This is a genomic window from Bacillus sp. EB106-04-02-XG92 (genome assembly GCF_058791995.1).
Genome location: NZ_JBYTEA010000004.1, coordinates 399,998 through 426,793 on the forward strand (window position 1 = coordinate 399,998; position 26,796 = coordinate 426,793).

Annotated in this window: 31 protein-coding genes and 3 pseudogenes; 7 read left to right on the forward strand and 27 right to left on the reverse strand. The window is 32.9% G+C overall.

Annotation, left to right across the window (positions count from 1 at the left end; all coding sequences use genetic code 11):
* Positions 1–13: 13 nt before the first annotated feature.
* Positions 14–931: a DMT family transporter gene (locus AC3WVA_RS13505; protein WP_098344396.1), complete on the reverse strand. Its 918-nt coding sequence runs from the start codon at positions 929–931 to the stop codon at positions 14–16.
* Positions 932–1,077: 146 nt separating this feature from the next.
* On the opposite strand from AC3WVA_RS13505, the gene pdxR reads away from it, so the two are divergent.
* Entirely contained in the window at positions 1,078–2,511 is a 1,434-nt protein-coding gene (gene pdxR, locus AC3WVA_RS13510) for a MocR-like pyridoxine biosynthesis transcription factor PdxR (protein ID WP_098880868.1), read from the forward strand.
* A 169-nt stretch (positions 2,512–2,680) separates the two neighbouring features.
* On the opposite strand, the pseudogene AC3WVA_RS13515 reads toward pdxR, so the two are convergent.
* Positions 2,681–2,815 (reverse strand): annotated as a pseudogene (locus AC3WVA_RS13515) (NADP-dependent oxidoreductase); the annotation flags it as partial.
* Positions 2,816–3,011: 196 nt separating this feature from the next.
* Between AC3WVA_RS13515 and mleBCA the strand changes: the two are divergent.
* Positions 3,012–3,866 (forward strand): BCA family alpha/beta fold macrolide esterase, encoded by an 855-nt coding sequence (gene mleBCA, locus AC3WVA_RS13520; protein WP_098344394.1) that lies wholly within the window; start codon positions 3,012–3,014, stop codon positions 3,864–3,866.
* A 115-nt stretch (positions 3,867–3,981) separates the two neighbouring features.
* Here the strand turns inward: mleBCA and AC3WVA_RS13525 are convergent, their stop codons facing one another.
* Both AC3WVA_RS13525 and AC3WVA_RS13530 read right to left on the reverse strand, forming a co-directional pair.
* Positions 3,982–4,317, reverse strand: a complete 336-nt coding sequence (locus AC3WVA_RS13525) for a hypothetical protein (RefSeq protein ID WP_061679806.1) — start codon at positions 4,315–4,317, stop codon at positions 3,982–3,984.
* Between the two features lie 11 nt (positions 4,318–4,328).
* Positions 4,329–5,498: a ParM/StbA family protein gene (locus AC3WVA_RS13530; RefSeq protein WP_071759329.1), complete on the reverse strand. Its 1,170-nt coding sequence runs from the start codon at positions 5,496–5,498 to the stop codon at positions 4,329–4,331.
* A 209-nt stretch (positions 5,499–5,707) separates the two neighbouring features.
* Between AC3WVA_RS13530 and AC3WVA_RS13535 the strand changes: the two genes are divergently transcribed.
* Complete coding sequence (locus tag AC3WVA_RS13535) at positions 5,708–6,109, forward strand: hypothetical protein (protein ID WP_098880867.1); 402 nt, start codon at positions 5,708–5,710, stop codon at positions 6,107–6,109.
* A gap of 210 nt (positions 6,110–6,319) precedes the next feature.
* Here AC3WVA_RS13535 and AC3WVA_RS13540 read toward each other — a convergent pair whose 3' ends face one another.
* The 8 genes from AC3WVA_RS13540 to sleB all read right to left on the reverse strand — a co-directional run bounded on the left by AC3WVA_RS13540 (position 6,320) and on the right by sleB (position 11,859).
* Positions 6,320–6,901, reverse strand: coding sequence for an SMI1/KNR4 family protein (locus AC3WVA_RS13540; protein ID WP_048525817.1), 582 nt, complete (start codon positions 6,899–6,901; stop codon positions 6,320–6,322).
* Between the two features lie 91 nt (positions 6,902–6,992).
* A complete protein-coding gene (locus tag AC3WVA_RS13545) occupies positions 6,993–7,421 on the reverse strand; it encodes a hypothetical protein (protein WP_098344391.1) in 429 nt (142 codons plus the stop codon).
* Between the two features lie 89 nt (positions 7,422–7,510).
* Positions 7,511–8,047 (reverse strand): DUF1697 domain-containing protein, encoded by a 537-nt coding sequence (locus tag AC3WVA_RS13550; RefSeq protein ID WP_098880866.1) that lies wholly within the window; start codon positions 8,045–8,047, stop codon positions 7,511–7,513.
* A gap of 80 nt (positions 8,048–8,127) precedes the next feature.
* Complete coding sequence (locus tag AC3WVA_RS13555; protein ID WP_048525822.1) at positions 8,128–8,625, reverse strand: GNAT family N-acetyltransferase; 498 nt, start codon at positions 8,623–8,625, stop codon at positions 8,128–8,130.
* A 24-nt stretch (positions 8,626–8,649) separates the two neighbouring features.
* Positions 8,650–9,006, reverse strand: coding sequence for a hypothetical protein (locus tag AC3WVA_RS13560; RefSeq protein WP_098344389.1), 357 nt, complete (start codon positions 9,004–9,006; stop codon positions 8,650–8,652).
* A 112-nt stretch (positions 9,007–9,118) separates the two neighbouring features.
* Complete coding sequence (locus AC3WVA_RS13565; RefSeq protein ID WP_098344388.1) at positions 9,119–9,715, reverse strand: YhcN/YlaJ family sporulation lipoprotein; 597 nt, start codon at positions 9,713–9,715, stop codon at positions 9,119–9,121.
* A gap of 26 nt (positions 9,716–9,741) precedes the next feature.
* Positions 9,742–11,082 carry a germination protein YpeB gene (ypeB, locus tag AC3WVA_RS13570; protein ID WP_098344387.1) on the reverse strand — a complete coding sequence of 447 codons (1,341 nt, stop codon included), beginning with the start codon at positions 11,080–11,082 and terminating at the stop codon, positions 9,742–9,744.
* Positions 11,083–11,097: 15 nt separating this feature from the next.
* Positions 11,098–11,859: a spore cortex-lytic enzyme gene (gene sleB / locus AC3WVA_RS13575; RefSeq protein WP_048525831.1), complete on the reverse strand. Its 762-nt coding sequence runs from the start codon at positions 11,857–11,859 to the stop codon at positions 11,098–11,100.
* Between the two features lie 144 nt (positions 11,860–12,003).
* On the opposite strand from sleB, the gene AC3WVA_RS13580 reads away from it, so the two are divergent.
* Positions 12,004–12,336, forward strand: a complete 333-nt coding sequence (locus tag AC3WVA_RS13580; protein WP_098344386.1) for a DUF3889 domain-containing protein — start codon at positions 12,004–12,006, stop codon at positions 12,334–12,336.
* 97 nt (positions 12,337–12,433) lie between these two features.
* Here AC3WVA_RS13580 and AC3WVA_RS13585 read toward each other — a convergent pair whose 3' ends face one another.
* From AC3WVA_RS13585 to kynU, 4 genes are all read right to left on the reverse strand, one after another.
* On the reverse strand, positions 12,434–13,351 hold the full coding sequence (locus AC3WVA_RS13585; protein WP_098344385.1) for a serine hydrolase domain-containing protein: 918 nt from the start codon (positions 13,349–13,351) through the stop codon (positions 12,434–12,436).
* 119 nt (positions 13,352–13,470) lie between these two features.
* A complete protein-coding gene (gene kynA / locus AC3WVA_RS13590) occupies positions 13,471–14,310 on the reverse strand; it encodes a tryptophan 2,3-dioxygenase (protein ID WP_048554739.1) in 840 nt (279 codons plus the stop codon).
* Between the two features lie 31 nt (positions 14,311–14,341).
* Complete coding sequence (gene kynB, locus AC3WVA_RS13595; RefSeq protein ID WP_098880864.1) at positions 14,342–14,971, reverse strand: arylformamidase; 630 nt, start codon at positions 14,969–14,971, stop codon at positions 14,342–14,344.
* A 2-nt stretch (positions 14,972–14,973) separates the two neighbouring features.
* A complete protein-coding gene (kynU, locus tag AC3WVA_RS13600; protein ID WP_098344383.1) occupies positions 14,974–16,260 on the reverse strand; it encodes a kynureninase in 1,287 nt (428 codons plus the stop codon).
* A gap of 159 nt (positions 16,261–16,419) precedes the next feature.
* Here kynU and AC3WVA_RS13605 point away from each other — a divergent pair, with 159 nt between their 5' ends.
* Positions 16,420–17,031 carry a TetR/AcrR family transcriptional regulator gene (locus AC3WVA_RS13605; protein WP_098880863.1) on the forward strand — a complete coding sequence of 204 codons (612 nt, stop codon included), beginning with the start codon at positions 16,420–16,422 and terminating at the stop codon, positions 17,029–17,031.
* 35 nt (positions 17,032–17,066) lie between these two features.
* Here AC3WVA_RS13605 and AC3WVA_RS13610 read toward each other — a convergent pair.
* A pseudogene (locus AC3WVA_RS13610) lies at positions 17,067–17,493 on the reverse strand (NUDIX domain-containing protein).
* Between the two features lie 96 nt (positions 17,494–17,589).
* Between AC3WVA_RS13610 and AC3WVA_RS13615 the strand changes: the two are divergent.
* Positions 17,590–18,359, forward strand: a pseudogene (locus AC3WVA_RS13615) (arylamine N-acetyltransferase).
* A 60-nt stretch (positions 18,360–18,419) separates the two neighbouring features.
* Here AC3WVA_RS13615 and AC3WVA_RS13620 read toward each other — a convergent pair.
* From AC3WVA_RS13620 to AC3WVA_RS13660, 9 genes are all read right to left on the reverse strand, one after another.
* Positions 18,420–18,878 (reverse strand): SRPBCC domain-containing protein, encoded by a 459-nt coding sequence (locus AC3WVA_RS13620; protein ID WP_098344380.1) that lies wholly within the window; start codon positions 18,876–18,878, stop codon positions 18,420–18,422.
* A gap of 125 nt (positions 18,879–19,003) precedes the next feature.
* Positions 19,004–19,243 carry a DUF3953 domain-containing protein gene (locus tag AC3WVA_RS13625; protein WP_098344379.1) on the reverse strand — a complete coding sequence of 80 codons (240 nt, stop codon included), beginning with the start codon at positions 19,241–19,243 and terminating at the stop codon, positions 19,004–19,006.
* A gap of 132 nt (positions 19,244–19,375) precedes the next feature.
* A complete protein-coding gene (locus AC3WVA_RS13630; RefSeq protein WP_098344378.1) occupies positions 19,376–19,633 on the reverse strand; it encodes a DUF3977 family protein in 258 nt (85 codons plus the stop codon).
* 112 nt (positions 19,634–19,745) lie between these two features.
* Complete coding sequence (locus tag AC3WVA_RS13635; RefSeq protein WP_098880862.1) at positions 19,746–21,596, reverse strand: sigma-54-dependent Fis family transcriptional regulator; 1,851 nt, start codon at positions 21,594–21,596, stop codon at positions 19,746–19,748.
* A gap of 123 nt (positions 21,597–21,719) precedes the next feature.
* Positions 21,720–21,893 (reverse strand): hypothetical protein, encoded by a 174-nt coding sequence (locus AC3WVA_RS13640; protein ID WP_098344376.1) that lies wholly within the window; start codon positions 21,891–21,893, stop codon positions 21,720–21,722.
* Between the two features lie 17 nt (positions 21,894–21,910).
* Positions 21,911–22,249, reverse strand: a complete 339-nt coding sequence (locus tag AC3WVA_RS13645) for an NIPSNAP family protein (protein ID WP_098344375.1) — start codon at positions 22,247–22,249, stop codon at positions 21,911–21,913.
* A 27-nt stretch (positions 22,250–22,276) separates the two neighbouring features.
* Complete coding sequence (locus tag AC3WVA_RS13650) at positions 22,277–22,819, reverse strand: GNAT family N-acetyltransferase (protein WP_098344374.1); 543 nt, start codon at positions 22,817–22,819, stop codon at positions 22,277–22,279.
* 12 nt (positions 22,820–22,831) lie between these two features.
* A complete protein-coding gene (locus tag AC3WVA_RS13655) occupies positions 22,832–23,602 on the reverse strand; it encodes a DeoR/GlpR family DNA-binding transcription regulator (protein ID WP_098344373.1) in 771 nt (256 codons plus the stop codon).
* 284 nt (positions 23,603–23,886) lie between these two features.
* Positions 23,887–25,056, reverse strand: coding sequence for an acyltransferase family protein (locus AC3WVA_RS13660; protein ID WP_098344372.1), 1,170 nt, complete (start codon positions 25,054–25,056; stop codon positions 23,887–23,889).
* 195 nt (positions 25,057–25,251) lie between these two features.
* Between AC3WVA_RS13660 and AC3WVA_RS13665 the strand changes: the two genes are divergently transcribed.
* Complete coding sequence (locus AC3WVA_RS13665; RefSeq protein ID WP_255285090.1) at positions 25,252–25,377, forward strand: hypothetical protein; 126 nt, start codon at positions 25,252–25,254, stop codon at positions 25,375–25,377.
* 26 nt (positions 25,378–25,403) lie between these two features.
* Here AC3WVA_RS13665 and lpdA read toward each other — a convergent pair whose 3' ends face one another.
* On the reverse strand, positions 25,404–26,783 hold the full coding sequence (gene lpdA, locus AC3WVA_RS13670; protein ID WP_098344371.1) for a dihydrolipoyl dehydrogenase: 1,380 nt from the start codon (positions 26,781–26,783) through the stop codon (positions 25,404–25,406).
* Positions 26,784–26,796 lie beyond the last annotated feature (13 nt).

The following is a 26,796-nucleotide window of genomic DNA, read 5'->3' on the forward strand; positions in this document are numbered from 1 at the left end:
GTTTTTAATTTTACTACATTTCTTTCTCAAATAATCTCCCTTGTTTGAAATAAGACCGGAGTGTGGATCGATTAGCTAAAAATACACCAACTAAAATGAAACAAGCACCTATCCCCATTGTAGGGTTTAAAGGTTCTCCTAATATGATATAACCTACAATAATAGCAATTAGTGGTGATACGTATAACCACGTTGACGGGAATACAGGATTTGTTTTTGATAAGAGCCAATAATATAATCCGTGCCCACCAATTGATCCGATAAAGATAAGATATAAAATAGGCCACTGTACACTCCATGAAGCTAATACAGTTACATTCGGTTGTTCTACAATGAAAGATACGATTAGTAACAAAACTCCTCCATAAAGCATTTGAATACCATTTATGAGAAATGGTGATACATTTTGTAAATCGGAAAGTATTTCTTTCGAGTGAATAGATCCTATTCCGTAAAATAACTCTCCTATTATTAAAACAAAACAAGCGATACTCCATATGATACTTATTTCTTGGTGCATTCCTGGTAAAGAAACAAAAACAACACCTATTAGTGCAATAATTAAAGCTAGCAGTTGCTCCTTTTGTAATTTTGTCTTATTTCTCTTTGCCTGTAATAACAAAATCATCATCGGTCCCGTAGCAGATAGTACAGCAGCTAGCCCTGAAGAAATATATTGTTCTGCCCAGTACAAAGTTGCGAATGTCATAAACGTTAAGCAAAAACCAGCATATATAATACGTTTTGAAAATACATGTGGCATTATTTCTTTTCGCTTTAACTTAAATATAATCATCAAGATTACTCCTGCTAAAAAGAAACGAATTCCCGCTGAAAATAACGGGGGCGTTCCTGCTTCAATTCCAATTTTTATCGTTAAAAATGTTGTTCCGAAAATAATACATACTAAAATATAATTGAAAATGACCATTTTTCTTCCTCCTTTTTACTCTTAACATGAGTATAGAAGGTATGGTGTATAACAGTGTAACTATGTATATAACAGTTACCTAAAATCATAGTTGATTCTATTTATATTTTTCGCTTTAATTAAATAAAAACGAAAAAGGTGAAACCATGAAGATTGTCCTTCGTAAAGAATCCAACATACCGTATTACAGGCAAATATATATGCAAATCGTTGAAAGAGTACAAAGTGGCATGCTTTCACATGGTGACTCACTTCCATCTTTACGCTCTATGGCCGAAGATTTACAGATTAGCCTATTAACTGTTCGTAAAGCATATAAGCAGTTAGAAAAGAAAGAATATATACGAATCCAGCAAGGAAAAGGTGCCTATATACATAAACATGTAAAGAAAGATTTCAAACCAATTCGGTATCAGTGGCAACAAACGAAAACAATTAATGTTATGCGTTCTCAATACGCAATGAATCAGCACCGGAAATATTATGATTTTTCTCAAGCGATTTTATATCCCCGTTTATTGCCAAATCCATTCTTGGCAGACGAAATGCATAAAATACTTCATAAAGACCAGATGATTCTAGCAACTTACGGGCCAATTCAAGGAGATTATGAACTGCGAGTTGAAATAGCAAATTACTTACATGAACACCAGCAATTAGTGACAGATCCATCCCGATTATTAATTACAAGCGGTGCTCAACAAGGAATTGATTTAATTGCTCAAACATTATTAAAACCTGGTGATATTGTATTAGTGGAAAGTCCGTGTTATAGTGCTGCACTTGATATTTTCATCAATAAAGGTGCTCAAATTATACCTATATCTCTTGATCATTATGGCGTTCGCTCCGACTTAATCGATGATATTTGTCAAAGTAAAAATCCCGTTTTATTGTATACGAATCCAACGTTCCAAAACCCAACAGGTACAGTAATGAGTAAAGAACGGAGAATGGAACTTATAGAACTAGCAGAGCTATATGAATTTTTTATAATTGAAGATGATTCTTTCGGAGAAATATATTTTGAGGGCGCGACTGTTCCCCCTCCGATTAAAAATTTTGATACAAACGGTCACGTAATATATATAAAAGGATTTAGTAAAACATTAGCACCAGGACTACGTATCGCATCACTTATTGCTGATGGACCTATTTTCGAATGGTTATATGCTGTAAAAGGTTCAATGGATATCGGTAGCCCTTTATTAACGCAAAAAGCACTTTTACCTTTTTTACGTGCAGAACGTATGAAAAACCATTTAGAAAAATTACGTACAGCTTTACAAATTAGACGTGATATTACGATTGATATATTATCACTACTTAAAGAAATAAGCTTTGAAATACCAAATGGTGGATTTAATTTATGGATTACACTTCCTGATTCGATAGACCCCTTTACCTTATTACAAAAAGCAAATGAAGTGGATGTCTCTTTTTTACCAGGAACAGCTTGTCTATTAAATAACGATATACATAATAACCAATTAAGGATTAGCTATTCTATGTTAAATGAAAAAGATATGTTGATTGGTTTAGAAAAATTACATGATACAATACGAAACTATAAGCTATAAAAGCATATTCACAATATCTTTAAGCTGAAAAGTAAATACCCCAAAATATTTTTGTTTTGGGGTATAATGAATTTTCGAAAAATACTTAATCATTTTCATTCTACTCTTATTACAATCTTACCTCTAACATGTTGACCTTCACTCAAAATATGAGCTTCTCTAACCCCTGCTTCATTTCAACAGGATTAACAGATGTTGCGAGAATACGTATTAATACCTCGTTATCTTTAACAACCGGTTTTAAAACTTGTATTACTTTTAATTCTTCAACACTACCATATTGATCTATAACAATTGCTTTCATTCCCTCTCCCCCTTGCTGTTTATTTTAATAACATACAAATATTTCTCAAAATTTTTCCCCTTGAATTATCATAAACTTATTTTTGGAGGTAAATTGCGTAAGAAGCGTTGCAAGTTCCAAAACGAAACTTACAAACACCTTAGAATCTTTCAAAACTATATTTTAAATATAATTCAAAAGAAATGGGGAGAACGCTATGGCTGAAAAGATATTTAAAATAAACGGGATCGATATATGTACAGAAAGCTTTGGGAACCCTAAAAACCCAGCAGTTTTATTAATTATGGGTGCTACGTGTTCAATGATTTATTGGGATGAAGAGTTTTGTGAACAGTTGGCTAACACGGGGAAATTTGTTATACGTTTTGATAACCGTGATGTAGGACGATCTGTTGCATATGAACCTGGTACTTCCAATTATACAGTTACAAATATGTCTGAAGATGCGATTGGTGTACTTGATGCTTATCATATTAATAAAGCGCATCTATTTGGTATGTCTTTAGGTGGTATGATCGCTCAAATTGCTGCTGTAAAACATCCCGAAAGAATTTTATCATTAACATTACTAGCTACAAGTGTAATAGGATCTGACGATAACACGCGTGATTTACCTCCAATGGATGAAAGAATTTTAACACATCACGCAATTGGCACGCATTTAGATTGGACAAATGATAAAGTTGTAGCAGAATATTTAGTTTCCGGATCTCGCCTATTATGTGGGCCAAAACGAACATTTGATGAAAAAAGAGTCTATAAACAAGTAATACAAGAAATAGAACGAGCTAACAATTTATTAAGCATGTTTAATCACGCTTTACTTCAAGGAGATGATGCATATGAAGGTGTACTTCACTCCATACAGGCACCTACATTAGTTATTCATGGAACAGACGACACTGCGCTTCCTTTCGAACATGGTCTCGCACTAATTGATGAAATTCCTAACTCTGTTCTATTAACCCTTGAAGGCACTGGACATGAAATTCATCCAGATGACTGGGAGGACATAATCCATGCTGTCACTGAACATACAGCTAAAATATAAATAACGAATAGAAGGGGCACAAATTATGGTGTGCCCCTTCTATTCGTTACATGTAAAAAAGCCCATCACTGTATCCGTATGTATAGTGATGGGCAATACTTATATTTTTATATGTTTAAAAAAATGGACAATCTAATTGATCAACAGATTCCCATGATTTTTTTTTTATATTTTCAGTGGATTTATTAGCTTCTAGTGGTACGTTTTTAAAAGGGTTTACTTCAACCTTTAATATGGAAGATGGCTCCACGTATAATGAGAAAACATGGCTACTAGGTATAGCTTTTGACACATCAATATCTCCTACTTGTTTAAAGAGTTGCTGCGCTGCAAAGAAAAAGAAATTAGTTGGGTTTGATTGTTTATTTAGCCATGCAAGCATTTCAGGTGATACTGACTTATGAATATTGATTTTCACTCGATCACCACGTTTATATCGCCTAGATCGCATACTTCCACCAACTAACTTATCGTCAAGTTTGTAAATCCTAACTCTTTTTGCTTATGCTCTCTATATTTTGGTGAACAAGTGTAGACTAATAATCCACGTGCATTTGTAAATAAAGGATTATCTACAAAGATTACATTTGTTAGTCGTCCTTTTTGTTTTAAAATCATTTTTAAACTATTTTTAATAATTACTGCGCCCCCACCATAAATAAATACGTATGGATCGTCCTTCATATCATCAATTTTATTTATGATATCCGTTGCGACACGCGCTGCTAATCCTAATAATGCTGGTTGTGATTCCTCAACTAATAACGCATTTCTTGGGTGCTTTTCATTTAAATAAATTTGGTTAAACTCTGTAATGCTATCAATCGTCTTTGTTGGATATTTCCGGTTCCATCTTGTAATAATTTGTAGTAACGTTTCTTTCACACCATATGATAAACCCTTACTTAATTGTGGTCTAAAATTAACACCTAATGAAACTACTTCTTCTGTCGTCCCAGCGCCTATATCAAAAGATAAGAGTGTTTTATCAACAAAATCAATTTCTGATACTTGATTTTGTTCACATTCTATTTTATGTTTCACAACATTTCCTTCTTCATCATATACAATGCCCCACGTCCCAGAAGCGCCCTCAGGTAGGCATTTACAATATTCAATTGAAATGTTAATTGTCACATCACGTCCGTTAGGATAATGGAATACAACCTTATGATTACCCATATAACGTTTTGCATTTTCCGCAGCTATTTCTTGTGTAATAAGCTGCATAGGAAGAGCAACAGATAAATCATATCGAATATTAATATGACTAGAAGTTGGACTTTGACGCATAGCACTTACCGCTAAACCAGATAGAATTGTAATAACCATTAACTCATCAGTTGACTTATTTGATTTCTTCTCAACCTCAGTACCTTTTAATTGATCTTGAATGACTTTTTCTCCAACGATATACCGCACATTATTTAACATTAGCGATGGAGAACTAATGGTCACGTCAATGTGATTTTCTAATTCAGATAATGAAACATCTCCCTCATCTAACAATCCAGTAGGCTCTCCTATATATAAAGCATAAATACTCGGAATAAAAATAGGATCTTGCCCTTTCACCATTAACTTCAAACCGTTATTTCCTGCATCAGCACCAGCTTTTAATAGAATAGACATAACTACCCCCTAAATTAATCTGACATCCCTTCCAAATATATGCGAGCCCATTCTTTTACATTCAAATGTAATGTAATTTTTTATAAAAGACAAAAACAAAATATTATATTATTCCTTTATCATGTAAAAAGTATTTGACATAAAACTTTTCCAATTTTATACTATGTATGTAAAGAGTTTTTTACATTATAGGAGGTGTCATTTCTACATTGAAGCATAAAAAAATCATTTTCATAATTATCGTTATATCATTACTCGGAATCCTCTTACATGGCGCATATAAATATATAACGGAAGGTTCAATTTTAGGCGGAACAATATTCGCTTTTTCGTTAATACTTGGTAATTTAATTAATCAAATTACGTGGGGAGATCCGAACGGAGTATCGGAAGAAAGCCAAGATGAAATGGGACAGCAAATTACATATAAAAGCTTTAAAATTGCTTATTTTGTACTTATATGCCTGATGTTTTTTATTTTAATATTATCAGAAGGAATCTCCTTCCTATTACTCGATGAAATAAAGAATCTTCCTCTTTTTATCGCCCTTTGCTCTTCATTCTTTATTCATCCTATTGTCGAACTTATAGTCGCAAAACAATACAAATAAAAAGATGAGATTTTGTAAAGTGATAATAATGTTATTTCATTTTGATTTAAAAATATAAGAGCCTTACTACAAATTATATTGTAGTAAGGCTCTTTAAAGTTGTTTGATTTCTAGCCTTTTAAATGAGTTTGTAGACAAATATAAATAATAAATTTGTTTGAATCTTATTCAACCAAAGCTCCCATTAGTTGAAGTGTAATTGTTCAAAAATTATTGAGATTCTTCTAGAAAATTAAAATCACCATCAATAAGATCCTGTAAATACTCATCAAAGCTGTTTGCAATCACTTCATATTCATCAGGGTCGTGTAAAAAACGAATGATTTGACCACATACCCCTTTGTCAGAAGGATTAAAATCAATATACAGCTTTGATGTTCCACCGTTGTTCATACAATCTGAAAAGTGAATATACGTGCCAGGGAGAAGCCCCTCTGGATTTATTTTAGAGTCAACAGCATCCTCTTCATCTTGGTATTCTAAAAGATAGGAGACGTCTTCTCCTTCTTTTGAACTCTCGATCATCTCCTGTGTAGAGAGCAAATAATATGGATACTCTTCAACATCTGAACCTAAAATACATACCGTGACTTCGGTTTCTCCATATTTCCGCCAATATGTACCATCGATATTTTCAAGTAAACAGATTAATGATTCTGGACAATTCGGATATTTCAATCTTAATATATCAATATCCTCTTTTGTAGCACCGTATGCTTTATTTAGTGCTTCGAGATCATCTGTTGATAATGCTGCTTTCAAACCATTTAAAAATTTGTTTACCAAATCCATTATTTTACCCTCCCAATAATCAAATATAAATTTTTTAGTCTATATAGCTAACATAAATAAGATTTGGCCTTTAACTGTTTTCGCATCTAATTTAATTAGTACCATTAGGCTCTAGCTCTTCTCGATTAAAGTATTGTTCTAGTAACTCTTTACCTGTTTTGATTGTAGTATAGTACTCTCCACCATACAGTTTCCCTTCTGATGGATTGTGAAAATCTTCGTATTTCTTGAAGTCTTCATTTTCTTCAAATGATTTCTTTGCAAGGTCCATGTCTTCTGCTTCTATTTTAGCAAACAATCTACCTATACCGAATAACCCTTCATCATCAATACTTTCTTCTACAAGATAGTATTCCTCTTCCTCTATAGGTGTCATTTTACTTTTTCTAACAGAATATAGATGACCAGTTTCTTCTTCTCTTACCGTAATAAAAATCCAACCAACTCTTACAACTGTACAAGGTTCTAATCCTAATAGTGTATAGGCAACTACCTTTTGATCTTTCACATATTTCCCCATCTTACCTACCCCTTAATTCGTTTAATTTATACTATAACAATAGTCTCTTAAACATTTATCTGATCTAAGTGAATCTCATCTTTTTATATTTACATTCCTTCAACTATCGTTTTTAATTTACTCACAGTCCGCCAATTCCTAACTGTAGCTGGTGTATGTAACCTCTGAAATTGATTCATTAATTTAGAGTTTCGAGTGCTATTTTTGAAAAACACGTACACTACATTTTCATCTATATAACAATCTTCAGTCTCATTTTTTTGCATAAGTAGCTGATCCTTTTCTTTTTCAGAAAGTTCATTTGCTAAAAAGGCAATATGTATACTTTCTCCTTCAAGCAATGAATCGACTTCATAAGGACACCTTTTTATCAAATTTATAAATTCATCACGTGTTCTCAACATGACCGGAACATCAAACCCAAAAACGTTTTTAATTTCTGATTGTATTTGTTTATTTAAAAAATCAATATCTTTTTCAGATTCGAACACGATATTACCGCTTTGAATATATGTTTTTACTTGTTTTAACTCTATTGATTCAAACATTTGTTTTAAATCAGCCATTTTGATTATCTTATGCCCGCCTACATTAATTCCTCTTAGAAGCGCAATATAAATGGTCATATCATTTCTCCTTATTCAAATATCGTTCTAAATAAAAAAACTTACTACTGTGTTACGCGAGGAGTAAGTTTTTCTTCTCATTATTTTATGATAGGTAAATGCATTATGATTTGTTGACCAATTGGTCCCATTCTTCTAAAACCTTTATCTTGGAAGCCGACTTTTTTGTATAAATTTTGTGCAGGAATATTTTTTTCATTTACAGCAAGTACAACTTCATTTTTTATCGAAAAATAACGTTGTACAAAGTCTTGTAATAGTACCAATGACTTTTTAGCATATCCTTTCCTTTGTCTATCGTAATTTATAGAAAATGATGTTAAAAGTAATGCATCTGGATTGTCTGTGAACTCCTGTACTCTATCTCCCGTTTGCAATGCAAAAAGACCGACAGGTATCCCGTTATAATCTAAAATAACAATCACATTTTTTGTACGATCACTCTTTGCTTTCTCCAATAATTCGCTCGGATCTGATGTGAATTGAACTTGTTCACTTGGTAAAGTAAATGTTTGTATAACTTCTTTATATTTTTCTTTATACGGAACTAATTGTATTTCCCCAGTATGTATGTTCATGTTAAACTCTCCCATTTTTACTTATTAGCTTAAACCTTGCTGCATTTTAGAATGTACTTTTCCATCTAAAAAGGTAATTTCAACTAATGCAGTTGGATTGCTTCCCTTCCAAGCAAAAATTTGTTTAATTTGTGTAGAATCTTCTACACCTTCTTCTATAAGTAAATTACCATCAAAACCAATTAATTCTTTCACTTCTGTATAAGTCATTCCTTCATTTATATTCGAGAAATGATTTATATTAATAGTTTCTTTCTTCTTACTTTCCATCACAGTTGAAGAAGTCGCTGTTTGTTTTTTCACTTCTTTCTTCTGTTCACACGCTGTCATACTGAAACCTAAGCATAAACTACATACTATTAATGCGCTTTTTTTCATCATAACAGTTGTCCCTCCCATAATAATTAAACCATATTTTCCCTTAAAAATAAACTGAATATTTAATATTATATTAGAAAACCCTGCACAATTTAGTACAGGGTTAAGGTTAATTTTATTTATTCAAATGATTATTTGATTGGTCATCCTGTTCTTTTCTGAGTTCTTGTTCTTCCTCTTTTGGTAATTGTTTATCATTATCTTTAATTGGGTTCGTTTCTCGATTTTCAATCATGTCATTTGGAACTTGTGGCATGACTCGGCCAACAATTGCAGCTAACTCATCTAGTATACCTTCGCCTGTTTTTCCTTTTTTAATTTGCTTTCCAATTTGTTTTAGTCTTTCATACGTATCAACATCTGCTACAACGACTGCATTAGCACCATCAGGATCGTTTTTTAAACTTTCTGCAACAGAGTATTTAATGGACTCAACGCGAGTTCGATCAAGTTTCGCTTTTACATCAATACCTACAATAGCATATTTACCGACTACTACGGCAGTTGCATCATTCACACCTGGTACACTTGCAGCTAAAGATGCTAAATGGTCCGCTGCTTTTTCATTTGGCTTATTTGGTTTATTCGTGTAATTAACATTTTTTGTCGAAACATTTTTTTGCTCTGGTTTTTTGTTTGAATTGTCCTTTTTTCCTATACTACAGCCAGTTATAAATAAGCAAAGCATCAACATATATATTAGAATCTTCATTATTCTCACCACTTTACTATTAAAGTTTAATCATAAATTTTTTCAACAGCTTGCATTTTCTTCACTTTTTCCTCTGCGCCGCTATTTGCATTAATGAAAATTTGATACGTATCTTTTCCTAATGTACCTACAAATTCATAGCAAAGTACTTCGTTATGCAAATCATTTACTACGACAGCTTTACGTTCTTCCATAACTTTAACATCTGGATTGATTTTCTTTCTTGCTTCTGCTGCAGTTAGTTTAGCTGATGGAACTGTTCGTTTTTGATGTGATGCTAAATATTCTTTGGCAGAGAAACCAACGATAGAACCGTCATCTAAAGCAATTTTCATTTGGATTGCTTCTGGATAAATACGTACCCCATTCTCATTTACTACATACGTAAATACACCAACATTATCATATTGGGAGCTATCATAAAGCTCCATATTATTAAACTTGTGGTCCTTTAAAAATGTCAAACCTTTACTTCCTGCATCGTTTAAACTGATTTTCTGTTCTTTAATTTCTCGGTTATTCATAACCCAAATTGGATATCCACCTTTTCCAGTAATATCCATATAAAACTCATTATTCGTTGCTGAATCTTTAATTTTCACACTATAGAAAGATTCTTTCGCGCCTTTTCCGCTTTTCTCAACATCTACTTTTTCATTTCCTTTTAAATTTAAAAATGATTTTGCAATTTTCGCTGCTTCATCTTTAGATATTGCTTTTCCTTCTGCTTCAAATCCACCTTTTTTATTTTTTTGTGCACTTGTAAAGGTAGGCCCGAAGTTTGTAGATGAATACGATGTTACATTTTTCTCTACGGTCTTTAATCCATCAATAATTGTATTGTCCGCAGGATCACGATTTGATGCGAGTGCCATCTCAACATCCATCCAACGTAAATTATTTTTCAAAACTAGATGTTGCACCTTTCGTAACTCATCTTGAATATTTCCTGCATTTGAATATAAAGTTTCTAACGTCTTGTATTCTTGATCATTTAACGGCTCTTTTTCTAAATCACGAATAGCCGCACGATAACTAAAATCACCGATATTTGCTAAAAATTCTTCCGTTTTATTAAAAGGCATTAACGTTAAAGGAAGTTGCCCTACATCCGAACGAGCTTCAGATGTTATTCTCCATACGTCTGCTAATGCAGGTGATAAAGATGCACGTGAATTCATTGCAAGCGTTGTTCCGATTTTGTCGTGCAACAAATCAACCTCGTATGCTAAATCGTGAAACGCACGTTGATAGCTATTTTCCGCTCGAATTAATACTGCATTTTTCTCTTGATGCTCTTTATAACCCCAGTAACCTGTTCCAACTACACCGACTGTTAATAATACGATTATAATACCTCGTAACATAGTTCCACCTCCGCTCTATTTACAGAAAATATGTTTCCCAATCTTTTTAATTTGTGGACGAGTCCAGATCCATTTACTTGTTGCGGTATCAGGATTGAAGTAGTACAATGCATTTCCTGTTGGATCCCATCCATTAATTGCATCTAATACAGCTTTTTTTGCTGTTTCATTTGGCGTTAAATAGATTTGTCCGTCTGCTACCGCTGTAAATGCTCTTGGCTCAAAGATGACACCCGAAACGGTATTTGGGAAAGATGCACTTGTAACACGATTTAAAATAACTGCAGCTACTGCAACTTGTCCTAAGTACGGTTCGCCACGAGATTCTCCATATACTGCGTTTGCCATAAGCTGAATGTCATTTTGAGAATAACCATTTGGAACATTTGTCCCTTTATTTTGAGATGGTTTATTCTCTTGTGCAGTACCACCACTATTTCCTTTATTAGAAGTTGACTTATCATACTTCGTTGCCTTTACGAGCATTTGCTTCGTTTTAGCTCCAGCTAAACCATCAACAGGTAATCCGAATTTTTCTTGAAAATTTCGAAGTGCCCAGTATGTACCCCATCCGAAAACACCATCTACTTTTCCCGTATAAAATCCGTTATATTTCAAACGAGATTGCAGTTCAATGACATCTTCGCCAGATGCTCCTCTTTGAATGACTTGGTTAGAAAAGGCTTCTACATTTTTCAGTTGTATACTACTGACCATCAAAGATAGTCCTATGAACGCAAGTAAAACTGCTATTTTAAAAATAGCTTTTTGGCGCATAATTTTCCCTCCTTAATTATGTAAATGATTTCTTGGTTATGTTTTGTAAAAGCCTCGCTTTTATGTAAAGAAGACAAAAAAATCCAAACTCATATCGTTAAAAAAATATGTAAACAATATAAAAAAATATAAAAGGAGTTCATCATGAAAAAATTGTTAAAGCGTGTCGCACTCGTCATTTTGTTCATAACTACATGTTCAAATATATATACTGTCCCATCAATGGTTTACGCGCAGCCACCGTATGCCAAATGGGGGAAACTTGCTGTAGAAAAGACGAAAGAACAATATCCAAAAGCGGAGATTATTGATTACCTTCATATAGGTAGAAAACCAAAAACCGTTCAAATAACAGTTGAAAAATTTAAATTGTGGCTACGTGAGGATGGAAAAGAATATGGCGTTTTTGTTGATGTTGAATTTGAAACGAAGACGGAGAAATTTATAAAGATGACGTTTCAGAAGACGAGTAGATAAAATGAAAGAACCCGCACTGTTTATATTTTAAACAGTGCGGGTTCTTTCATTTCTAAACTTCATTCCTATATTTACACCTTTCATACATCCTCTCTTCTTATATAAACTTATAATGCTCCTGTACATGCTCAATAAACAATTTCAATGGAACAAGTCCACGTTTTGGCATATGACTACTTATTACAGCAGCAAGTTCTAGCTGCGGAATGATAACGATGTATTGCCCGCCATATCCCATAGCAAAATACATACAATACGGTATGTGAAATCTTTTGTTTTTCAAAACCCACCAGTGATATCCATAAGCCCCGACATGTTCATACGTTTCAAATAGAGCTTTACTAGATTCTTCTAACCATTTCGATGATACAATTTCATTCCCTTGCCAATATCCATTCTGCAAACATAATATTCCGAGCTTTAATAAATCTTTAGATTTCATTTTCATACCGAAACCGCCGACATATATGCCTTGCGGATCTTGTTGCCACTCATATTCGGTAATTTCTAATGGATCAAATAAATATCTTTTCGCAAACTGCTCTGTCGACATTCCAGTAGCTTCTTGAATAATATAGCTCAGCAAGTGAGAAGACCCTGAGTTATAATTCATTTTTGTAGCGGGTTCTTCAATTATTGGTTTCTCTATTATGTACTGCACCCAGTTTTCCGATTCTACAAAATCATTTGGGAAAACTACTCCATTTCCGAACTCTTTCCAATCCTCACCTGTAGTCATCGTTAATAGATGATAAAGAGTCAAATCCCGCTTTTCATTAGATTCATTTTCAATCCACTCTATAATCGGTGTATGTATATCATTTATATATCCTTTATCAATTGCAATACCAATTAATATAGATACGATACTTTTTGTAATCGAATTTATTTTATATAAGTTATTTGCACATTCGGGTGTTTTATAATACTCAGTTGTTAATTCCCCTTTTTGATAAACAAGAAATGTATTCACTTTTTTCTTTTCGAATTTATTTTCTAGTTGCTTGAAATCCAAAAACTTTACCTCCATTTAAATAGTTACTCCATTTATTATATCTTGTTCCTTCATTTTAAACATAATTGTGCTCAAATAAAAATAAACCTGTCAGCCATAATGAGCTGACAGGTTTATTTTTATAATTTCGTACGAACATTCCAAAGCTCTGGGAAGAATTGTTGATCAAGTACTCGCTTTAAATAAGAAACACCGGAGGATCCACCTGTACCCATTTTATGTCCAATAATTCTTTCTACTGTTTTCATATGACGGAAACGCCATTGTTGTAGCCAGTCTTCAATATCAATCAATTTTTCAGCAAGCTGATATAAGTTCCAATATTTTTTCACATCGGCATACACTTCTAACCATGCTGCTTCTACTGTTGCATCTTCTTCATAAGGCTGTGTAATATCACGATTTAACACATCTTTATGAATAGGGAATCCTTCTTTTACAAGTGCTTGAATTGCCACATCATACAAACTTGGTGCGTGTAGCGCTGTATGAAGTCGAGCGTGTAATTCTGGATCTTTTTCATAAATTTTTAATGCATGTGGCGTTTTATAGCCAAGCGCATATTCAATCATACGATATTGATACGATTGAAAACCTGAAGCTTGACCGAGCGAGTCACGAAACTCAATGTACTCTGATGGCGTTAATGTCGCAAGAATATCCCAAGATTGAATAATTTGAGACTGAATTTTTGATACACGTGCTAACATTTTAAAAGCTGGTTGTAATTTATCTTGTTTAATAGATTCAATTGCTGCGTTTAACTCATGTAAAATAAGTTTCATCCAAAGTTCACTTGCTTGGTGAATTACGATAAATAACATTTCATCATGATGGTCTGATAATCTCTTTTGAGAAGATAGTAAACTATCTAATTGTAAATACTCCCCATACGTCATATTCTCTTTAAAGTCTGTATGAATCCCTTTTTCCATAATTACCTTTTCATTTTCTTTCATATTAGCCAAACGCCCCTTTATATATTTCTACTTATATTGGTCTAATAACTGCTCGAACTGGACTGCCATCTGCCTCTGTTAAGGCAAGTGGTAATGCGATCAATTCATAATCGCCATCTGCTACGTGATCTAGTACGACATTTTCTAAAATGTGTATGCCATGTTTAAATAATTGATGATGCGCTGCTAATTCTTTATCATCTAATGGATCAACTGATGGTACATCCACTCCGATTAAACGGATACCTTTTTCTGAAAGAAATGGTGCTATATCCGCACGTAAATGCGGGATTACATCTGGGAATTCATTCGCTTTACCATGTGAAGATGTGCGTAACAACAATCTTTCTACGCCTTCTAAATGAAAGTTTTCCAATTCCTTTTTCCCGATGCTTTCAAGATTCGAAACATCTATGATACGCGCTGGTCCGACATAAACTTGAACATCTAAGTCTATTACTTTCTTTCCTTCATTATCAAAATGAAACGGTGCATCAATATGAGTGCCTGTATGAATACTCATCGTTAACTTTCCGACATTTACTGAACCACTCTCTTCTTTTGACCATGAAACTTCATACGAGAATGGTGTATCCCCTGGCCAAGTAGCAATATCATTATTTAGCGGTTGTGAAATATCAATCCACTCTGATGTTTTCATACTTAGGCCACAACCTCTCGCTTATTTTCAAACTGCTTATACTCTTCATTTTTCATTATTTTCTTTAATATTTGTACAGATTTCCATACTTCTTCGTAAGTGTTATATAAAGCGACCGGTGCAAGTCTAACTCCATTAGGTGCACGGAAATCAGGGATAACTCCATTTGCTTTTAACGCTTTACAAATGCGTGCTGCTTCTGCATGCTCTAAATAAATGTGCCCGCCTCGTTTTTCATCCTCAAATGGATTTCCAATTGTAAATCCGAAATCTTTTAATTCATGATCAATCAAATTAAGCATGTATCTTGTAATATGTAGTGATTTTTCGCGTAAACGTTCTATACCAGCATCTTTAAACATTTCAAGAGAACCGATTAAAGGTGCAGTACTTAATACGTGTGGTGTACCAATTTGATAAGCACCTGCATGATCAGCAGCTGTTAATGTATGTTCCATATCAAACTGCTTATCTTTTCTAGAACTAAACCAACCTGATAAACCTGGAATTCTATTAAAATGCTTGTTATTTACATAAAGTCCTGCAACTCCACCAGGTCCTGCATTTAAATATTTATAATTACACCAAATCGCGAAATCAACATCCCATTCTTTGAAATAATGCGGAATAGAACCGATTGAATGACATAAATCGAATCCGATATGAATATCACGCTCATGTGCTTCTGCTGTTAGACGTTTCATATCAAGAATTTGGCCACTTCTATATAGTACAGAAGGCAATAAAATTAACGCGATATCATCTGTCATTGCGTGAATAATATCATCCTCTGAAAGTGTTCTACCATCTCGGCTCTTCACTCGTACTAAATGCTCATCTGGATCTAATCCTTTTAAACGAATTTGACTTTGAAGTGCATATATATCTGACGGGAATGTTAATTCATCCGCAAGAATTTTTGTACGTATTCCTTTCGGTTCATAAAATGTCGCAATCACTTGATGTATATTCGTCGTCGTGGAACCGGTTACAATAGTTTCTTCTGGTAAAGCTCCAATAAGAGGCGCAGTCAATTCACCTAATTTCTCCGAGAGGAAAAACCACGGATGCTCACCCTCTGTCCAGCCGTCAATGCCATACTCTTTCCATGAATCTAGCAAAGTAAGTAACGATTTCTCTGCTCTTTTTGAAAGTAGTCCTAATGAGTTTCCATCTAAATATATCGTTTCTTCTTTTTTATAGAATTCAGTTTGAAAATCTTTCAGTTCATCATGTTTATCACATTCAAGCGCATATTCATAAGTTGGTTGAAATGGTTCTTTATACATGGTGTCACCTTCTTTTAATTTTCTTTTTATTCTAACTAATTGAAATATATCACCTTAGTTGATATAACGTCAATGATATTATGTCAGTTGACTTTATATATGAATTTCTTTTACAATACAGTTACATTTTCAGATATTTCAGTATAAAGAGGTGATTCTTTGAAAAACAATACTCTTTCATCAAGAAAACACCGCTCCTTAGAAACAAAGAAGAAACTATTACACGCTGGTTACACTATTTTTATACGTAACGGATTTCAAAAAACGACAGTTACACAAATTATTAAACATGCAGAAACCGGTTATGGCACCGCATATGTATACTTTAAAAACAAAGATGACCTCCTCATCGTTTTAATGGAAGATGTCATGAATCAATTTTATGATATTGCCGAGCGCTCCTTTTCGCCTCAAACGAAAGAGGAAGCACATAAAATGATCCAAAATCAAGTTAGAGCATTTCTACAACTAGCAAAGAAAGAGCGAGCTATTTTACTAGTTGTAGAAGAAGCGATCGGATTATCAAAAGAGATACGTCAAAAATGGGACGAGATACGGGAACGCTTTATAAACAATATTACGCAGGATATTACATACTCTCAAGAAAGTGGATTAGCACAGCCTGAATTAAATAAAGAAATTGTAGCACGTGCTTGGTTCGCAATGAATGAGATGTTTCTTTGGACGATTGTGAAAAATGATAAAAAATTAGAGTTGGAAGAGATAGTACGTACATTGACGGAAATGTATACGAAGGGGTTATATAAATAGCACACCTTCAATAAATAAGGTGTGCTATTTTACATTTATAAAAATATTTTATCTGGGTATGGTAATGCTAATGGTGGCTTTTCAGATAAAGAGAAATATTGTAATTTTAAAGATTCACCATCTATTGATCTTAGCTCGCCACTAGTAACTTCCAACAACAATATATTCTACTTCATCGCCATTTGGATATGTATGACGATACTCTTCACCTCCAAATACGCCTTTTTGTTTTATTACTTGTACTTTCAATCCTGTTTCTTCCCAAACTTCCCGAATTACCGCTTCTTCTGGAGTTTCACCAAGTTCAATTGCTCCAGCTGGCAAACTCCAGTATTCCCCGCCAGGATATTGAAATAAAATATCCCCCTGTTCATTTTTTATAATAGCAGCTACACTCGGCATGAATATTAGTTCATCTCCTAATTGCTCCCGGATTTTTTTATAATATAGCGACATAGACATAAAATTCTCTCCCACTCCATTAATAAATACCTTTAATTCCTGATATCTATTGTATAATAATACCAATAATAATTCCTTTATAGAAAGGATAAGAAAATGTCTCAAGAACAACTAGTAAATAGCTTTCTATCATTTTTAGGTGCTACAAAACAGCCTACTAGCTTAAAATTTTTAAATGAGCTTATTAAAGCTCATCAAGAAAAAGTAAAGTGGGAAACTCTTACTAAAATAATTGACTGGGAAAAAGGTAATGAAACAGGGGATTATTTTCCTTCCATTGAGACATACATAAACCGTATTACAACAAAAGGTCTGGGCGGTACTTGTTGGACGCACTCGATTGGATTCCATTGGTTATTATCAAATCTTGGTTTTGATGTTCATTATATGTATATGGACCCCGGACATTTATGCTTACAAGTTAACTTTGACAAACCTTATTATGTCGATGTTGGTTACTGCGCGCCTTTATTCCAAGCTTACCCACTTTATGAATCATTTCAAGTAAGTAATGTAAGAGAAACTTTCACTTATGAAGTCTCAAATAATAAGATTGAAATTACTAGAAATCCAGGTCCCACAAAAACCTTACACACAGAACCAATACACTTATCAAGTATGAAAGAACTTATTTCAAGGTCTAACGATTGGCGTACATCTCCTGTATTAAAGAAAATTCAAATTTTCGGTTATATCGATGGCATTCCAACTTCTATAAATGATAATGTTTTAAAACAATATTTCCAAGGTAAGAAAAAAAACATAACCTTACCTCTTTTGAACTTACTTATTGGATAACAGAAAGATTTCGTATTGATCAAGAAATATTTGAACGAGCTATTAAAATTTTCAATGAAAAATCTTAAAATAATAAAAACGTTACTCAATCCTTTGAGTAACGTTTTTCCCTTAATATGTCTTTAATATTAATTTTCTTTATTATAAGCAGTTTCTACACACTCTGCTAGACGCTCTATTTGTTCCATGGTCAAACCTTGTGAAATCCAACCTGTTAACTTATACATAATTTTATAATAAAAATTACTAGGTTCATATTCTGAAATTAATGTTAGTGCTGTACCTTCCTCATCTTCTTCTAACATATAAGTCATCGCTGAATAACCTTGCTTCATTTCACTTCCTAGTGAAATAATATGTGGTGCATCGTATTCAATGATTTCTACTTCTGCCTCAATTATTTTCTTACCGACTTTTTGAACAGAGATATATGTATCTCCTACACATGGATTCTCTTTATCCATATTTGAAGGATAACGATTTTCTATTATAAACGTATTCCATTCTTTTATTTTTTCATCTTCTACAATATAATCACAAACTACATCAATTGGTGCCTTTATTACTATTTCAAGTGCGAAACTCATTAAACTGCCCCTCTCAAATACCCTATCCAATCTATATTAACTCAATCATTATGCCATATTTTATATAGTGAAATACAAGTAGAATTTTAATTTTTATTGTGAGAATACTTATTGTAATAAGAAAATCATTTAAAATATTTTATAAACGATACAATAATTAAAAATAAAGCTACAAGTAATAAAGCCATTCCTATACCTCTATTTTCCTTTTCTTTATTTTTTAAATTTTGCACCCCCATACTAACTAACATACATCCTAAAATCGTTTGTAAAATTAGTACACTTTGTTTCGAAGCATCATCCCAACTATAAATGGAATACCCCATTATTATAATTGCAAGTAAAATTGTTAAGATTCTATTCATACGTAAATCCCTCCTATAAAAGAAGCCACTAAGTTTCCTTAGCGGCTTTATTAACAATTTATATTTACAAAATTACTTTTTATGAATTTGATATAAGTCCAAAGAATTTCCTAGCCAATATAACTGCGTATGTTAGCACACCTTTTCTTTATTCATTCTACTTACAATTCCAACAATAAACTTATACTCATCTCTACTTTTTCTTACTTTCTTAAACCCTTCTTTCGTATCAAAAATAAAACACGTTTTCTGAAACCAAATTCGTACATATAAAGACTCAAAGTAAATTGGTTTTATAATTCCGCGTTCCTCAAATTCAGTTCCATCTTTATTTTCAGTTTCCGTTCGAACTAACCACCTATTTCCGATGCCAATTTCAATATACTTCACATAAATCCTCCTTCCGGAAATTAATTTCTAACTATTCTATTATTTCCCCGGTAAGCGCACATTCCGACAGAACGTGAGCCCACAAAGAAAAAGTAGATTACAAAAATCTACTTTATAGTTTATATTTTTGCATTCGTTTATAAAATGTACTTCGTGGTACATCTAACAGTTTTGCAGCTAACGAAACATTTCCGTTCGTCTTTTCTAGCGCTTCAATCATGCTATCACGCTGTATTTTTTCACGGAAATTGAATGTATGCTCTGTTTTATTTTCTGCTTGTAATGCCAATTGTTGTTGATTTCCCATCATAGTTTGTAATAAAAAAGAGATTTGTTTTTCGCATATTTCCCGTCCTTGCGACAAAATGTAAATACGTTCTAACACATTTAATAACTCTCGAATATTTCCGGGCCATGTATGTTGTGAAAGTTTATTACAAATACTCGTCGGAAATACAACATTCCAATTCTTTCGTTCACAAAAATCTTGTATGAAGTACGAAATATCCTCTTTTCTTTCTAGTAATGATGGAACATATAACGGATACACATGTAAACGATAATATAAATCTTGACGGAACTCGCCTTCTTCAACTAATCGCAGCAAATCTTTATGTGTCGCAGTAATAATACGAATATTTACTGGTATCTCTTTTGAACTGCCAATTGGAGTTACTGTTCGTTCTTGTAAAACACGCAATAATGCGATTTGCATCTCTGGCGGTACTTCACCAATTTCATCTAAAAATATTGTCCCTCCGTCTGCTTGTTCGAATTTCCCTTTATATCCGTGGCGCCGCGCACCTGTAAATGCACCTTCAGCATAACCGAATAATTCACTCTCCATTAATTCTTTTGGCAATGAACCGCAGTTAACCGCTATAAAAGGACCATTTTTTCTTGGACTATTTTCATGAATCGCTCTCGCTACATATTCTTTCCCTACACCTGTTTCACCACAAACATATACACTAGCGTCAGTTGGAGATACAAGCTTAATTTCTTCTAAAGTATGTTGAAATGCATTGCTTGTCCCAATAACTCCGGGGAAAGTAATCTCGTTTATAAACGGGGAAGTAGAAAATAAATTTCTTTGTTTATTTTCCTTTACATAAATACATTTCCCTATCATCCTATCATTACTATATACTGGTACTTCTAATTTAGATTTCAATCCATTTTGCATTAAATCTTCAAGTTTCATTCGTGACCAATTAGAAACTCGTTCTCGAACCTTTTTGCTTGCAGAAACGATAACATCACGATGATTACAAATGACAACTTGTTCATCACTGTCAATTACATCTAAAAAACGATGGATTAAATGTAGTTCATTTTGATGCACTCGAATACTACATTCACGTTCAATCGCATGTGCAATTGAAGTTACCATCCCGAGCATATACGGATGTGAAAATTCAATTGGACAGGAGAAATCTAGAACACCAATTAATTTCCCATCATCATTATGAATGGGAGCGGCCGCACAACTCCAGCTATGAGATGCGACAGAATAATGCTCTGTACCACTTATCATAATAGCCTCTTCAATCTGTAACGCGGTTCCTATCGCATTTGTACCAACAGCTGCTTCCGTCCATTTCACACCCTCAATGAAGTTAATATGTTTCGCACGTTTTAACGTTTGTTGATTTCCACTTAACGATAGAACGTAACCGTCTGGATCAATTAATAATGCCATCATTTGCAGTTCATCAATGGTTTTTCTCATTTTTTGTATTTGAGGTATTGCTATATCTAGGAAGATTTCACTCTTTTTCTTTTGATCCTGAAAAATATTAGAAGACAAAATTTTCTGACCTTTATTCATATGAGGATTCACATTTGCTTGTTTACATCGATGCCATGAATCTGAAATTCTTTCGTTCATACGGTTCGAATCAAGGACCCCTTCATCAACAAACTTTTTCCATGTATGTAAGTAAAACGGTGAAGCTAACATTGTATCATCTCCCTATTCATTATTTTGGAGATTAATAAAAACATACTTTTATTATAAAACTGAATAAAAGCGTTTTCAATAAAACTAGAAAGACGACACAAATATGTTAATAATTTGAATATCTTAATGCGCTTCTTTATTCTTTTTTAGTAAAACTATATTTTGTATAATGGACGCAAAGAAAATACATAACCAAAACCACTTTTGTGGATTGCCGTTTATAAAGAAAATTATCACCGCTATTGCAAATAAAATGGTAGATGCTAAACTAAAATATACTTTTGTTTTCATTCTCATTATTACTCACTCCTCTATCACTTTACAGTACATACTAACTCTTCATTTTTTAACTTTAGTATGTACTTCTGTAAAACATATTCTCTTCCGCCATGTTTTTCATACCAATCATGTATTCTTTTCACATGCATCTCGTCTCTTCTAATTTTCGATTCAATTTCTTTATACTGTTCATAACTATCATATTCCCATATGGCGAATATTTCAGTTGTACCATCATTATTATCTTTCATCCAGCGTCCTATTAACCTGGAACCATGCTTTAATTGGTTAGGTAAGTTCGTGGTATTAAAATGCTCATTAAATATTTCTATAAATTCATTCTTTACTATATAGTACTTTCTTCTATAAAACATACATTTCCACCTCTTTTATGAACAGATTCAAATACACCTTCCCATTACTACCGTATTATAATACTTTCCATCCGACAGTCTTTTATCATTTTTTAGTATACCTTCTACTTCAAAACCTAATTTTTTATAAAGCTGAATGGCTTTTTCATTTGTCTCTAACACTTGTAATGATATCTTTTTCACTTCATTTTCATCAGCCCACTGAATAGATTGTTGCAAGAGACTCTTCCCGATTCCATATCCCCAAAACTCTCTTAAAATACAAACGCCAAACTCTACTTTATGGGATAATCTTTTCAAATTTGATCCTTCACATCTTGAAAAACCTACGATTTGGTTGTGCACTTCTGCAACTAAAAAGAGATTCTTCACCTCTTCACTATCTGCTTTTATTATTTTTTGAAAACCTATCTTATCTATAAATCCCTCTCCAGCTTCTCTATCCATATTTTCAGTTTCGCCATCAATCTGAACTCTAATTTTTGATAACTGCTCCGCATCCGTTTCAGCTGCTGAACGAATTGTGTAAGTTAATCCATTTATATGAAACGCTTGTTCTTTTATAATCATTTTAAACTCCTTTTAAATGCATTCTATTGATACTATCAAAATTTCTTTGCCTTGTTTCTCAAATTGTTGAATCGTTTCTTTACTAGCCTCTTCATCTGTTATAATAAGGTCAATTTCTCTCAGTGACTCTCCTTTAATAAAGCAATCTCTTCCAAGTTTAGTATGCGGAGCTAAACAAATATTTCTTCTAGCAATTTTACTTACTGTTTTTCCAAAATAAGCAACTTCTGGCGTTCCAGTACTTATACCATTCAATGAAATGCCGCCACCTGTAGAGAAATATAGATCAATAGATAATCTATTGATCATTTCAGAGGCAAGTGTATCTGTCATATTTCCTGATGATTTCACTTTTCCACCAATTAAATACGTTTCTACATTCTTATACTCCCTTAACTTACTAGCAATTTCTAAAGCATTTGTAATCACTGTAAATGATGTTTCAGGTAAATACTTTAACATCGCATAATGAATAGATGCCCCACCAATAAAAACAGAATCTCCTTCTTGTATGTATGATGCAGCAACTTTCGCAATTGCTTCTTCACCTAGTGAACTATCACGATAACGTTTCGATGGTTCAGCAGTTAAATTTCTTACTCTAGTAAGTTCGATTGCACCTCCATGCGTTCTTTTTAACAAGCCATCCTTCTCCATAATAGATAAATCTCTTCTTATAGAATCAATAGACATATCGAAACTTTCCGCAAGATCTTTAGCAATTACCCTTCCGTTTTTCTTAAGTAACCCTAAAATTTTCTCTCTACGCTCTTCAGTAAACATGTTCACACCACCATTATTGAAGATTCAGAAACTTAGTCTTTATTTTAATTATATGCATGCTTTTTTCTTTCACAATAAAAGATTCTTTTACTTTCCGTGTTTATTCCATGTTTGACATCAGGGATTTTCCAAATAATATCAAAAGAATTATTAAAAAATAGAACTTAAGAATACATCTAAAAGTTCTATTTTTAATTAAAGTCATTTTTTCATATTCAAAATTAATCTTACCCAATATGGATTTTTTATATCATATTAATCAAATCAATCCATAGTTACATGTCTCACTTTTTTAATTTAATTGATAAATCATTTTTTATAGCGGGTGAACTATATTTTCTAACTAATATTTTACCTAACCTAATAGATGGTTTTTCAATACAATAATATGATATAGTCGCTAATATCATTGCACATACAAAACTTAGTACTAATATAAAAAGATAACCTATTTTATATTGTAGCCAATGACAAAAAGTTAATAATGTAACACAGTGATATAAATACAAACTATATGAAATTTTACCAATAAAATTTATAGGTTTCATTAAAAGAATATTTTTAATACGCTTACTGCCTATAGAAATAACTATCATTATAGTAGATCCAAACATAGTTAAAAAATCCGTTATGATAATGTTGTGCATTAATTGAAAGCTATATCCCCACCATCTAGCGGTGTATAATAACACTGCACAAATCATAATTATTAGTTTCATTCCGACTGATCTTTCAGAGAAAAATTGTAAAAATACATTTTTATGTTTCGCTAATAAAGCTCCAACTATAAACATAAATAAATAATAAATTGTCATTAAATAATCGGTTTGATTAAATGCATTCAATTTATTGGTTAATACAAATGCACTACTACACCATATAAAACTTACTATTAATGTTAATTTCCAATTATGTTTTATTATAAAATATAAAATGACTGGGAAAATTATTGATATTCTCATTTCATGAATTAGAGACCAATAAATCGGATTGATTACACTATTATTAAAGCTTCCCAACATAGTAAAATGTTGAATAAAATTAGATAACTGAATTGGTAACACCCATATGTTATTAAACCAATCACTTAAATTATGTATTAAACCGTTAGAAAAGGATACATATAAAAATGTAGCAATTAAAACCGAAATACTATATGGAATATATAACCTTAAAAACCTTTTAATTAAGTAAGAAGAATATGTCATATTTGTATTTTTTAAATATGGTAATGATAATACAAACCCACTTAATACAAAAAATAAAATTACTGCCTCATGTCCTGCAAAAAACAAATGAATAGGGCTATACTTAACCAAATTTAGTACAGCATACTCTTTATCCTGAAATGTATTATTCCAAATAAAGGGGAATATTAATAAATAATGATGTGCGACTACTGTCAATGCCGCAAGTCCTCGAAGTGAATCTAATTCGTCTAATCTATTTTTCATACTGAACCTCCCATTACAATATTATAATAAAACCTATCTTTTTTATATAATATTTTTATTGATATTTGGCTATCTAGCATATAAGAAAACCCCAGTCATGAATAACTGGGGTTTTCTCCGTTTTTATTTTTAACAAGTAGCATTTTCTAGTTCATGATTTACCTGTACAAAAATATAAACTAAAGGGATTGTTATATGTGGAAAAAGTTAGTAGCAGTTTTTACTTTACATAGAGAACTAGGTGTAGCAAGTGCTGAAAAAGTAATGGTATATGTTATTACTATTATAAAAATTCAAACCACTATTCTCCCTTTCATTTAGAGAATAATGGTTTATTATATTTCTATTTAAGCATGTACAGCATGTCCTATCGCTTGCAATAACGCTTCATGAATCGCTTCAGATAAAGTTGGATGCGCTGCAATATAATCTCTCATAATATCGGCAGTAACTTCCGTATGAATCATTACGGTTCCTTGTCCAATCAGTTCGGTTGCACGAGGACCGATAATAGAAATCCCTACAATTTCTTGATATTTAGGCTCCACAATAACTTTTACTTTACCCGTTTGTTCTCCAATAATAAGCGCTTTTCCATTTGCTGAAAAAGGAAACTCCCCGATAAGAATATCACCATATTGCTCTCTTGCTAATTTTTCACTTAAACCGACGCTAGCAATTTCAGGAGCTGTATAAATACAGCGAGGTACAGCATGATAGTTTACTTTTACATCTTCCCCGCTCGCATGCAATGCTGCTGTCGTTCCTTCATGGAAAGCAACGTGGGCAAGCTGGATCCCACCAATCACATCACCTGCAGCGTAAATATGTGATCTATTTGTTTGCATATGTTCATTCACAGAAATTCCTTTATTCGAAAATTGAACACCTGCTTTTTCTAAATCTAATCCTTGGGCACGTGGTTTTCGACCTACAGAAACGAGAACATATTCCGGATTAGCTTCTTGGATACTTCCTTTATATTCAAATGAAGCTTGCTTCTTATAATTATTTAATCCTTTTAAAGCAGCTCCTGTAAATATTTCTACACCATCACTTTCTAGTTTCTCTTTTAATATTTGTGCGATATCTTTATCTTCACCAGGTAATAATTGTGGTGCCATTTCAACAATCGTAACTTTTGTTCCAAGGCGACTATAAATACTTGCAAACTCGCATCCTATTACACCACCGCCAACAATTAATAATGATTTCGGTATATTTTCTAGGGACATTGCATGACTACTATTTAAGATCCACTTCCCATCAAACGGAGCAAAAGGTAATTCAGCCGGTTCTGAACCTGCTGCTATAATGAACTGATCTCCATCTACTACATCTTCTTTATTACCGTTTGTAACTCGCACGCGATGATCCGTTTCAAATTTCGCTTTACCTTGTATCACTTTTATTTTATTTTTCTTCATTAAATATTGAATTCCTTGGACGAGCTGCGTTACGATTTGCGATTTCCTCGCCTGCAATTGCTTCCAATCAATTGATATACTTCCATTGTTAAGTGTAATTCCATAATGATTCGCTTTTCTCACAATGTCATGCACTTCTGCACTTTCTAACAATGATTTTGTAGGCATACAACCAACATTTAAACAAGTACCGCCAAGATTAGCTTCATCAATAAGAATGACTTCTTTTCCATTTTGAGCCGCGGTAATTGCTGCTACATACCCAGCAGGCCCGCCGCCAATAACAACTAATATACTCATTCTCTCACCTTCT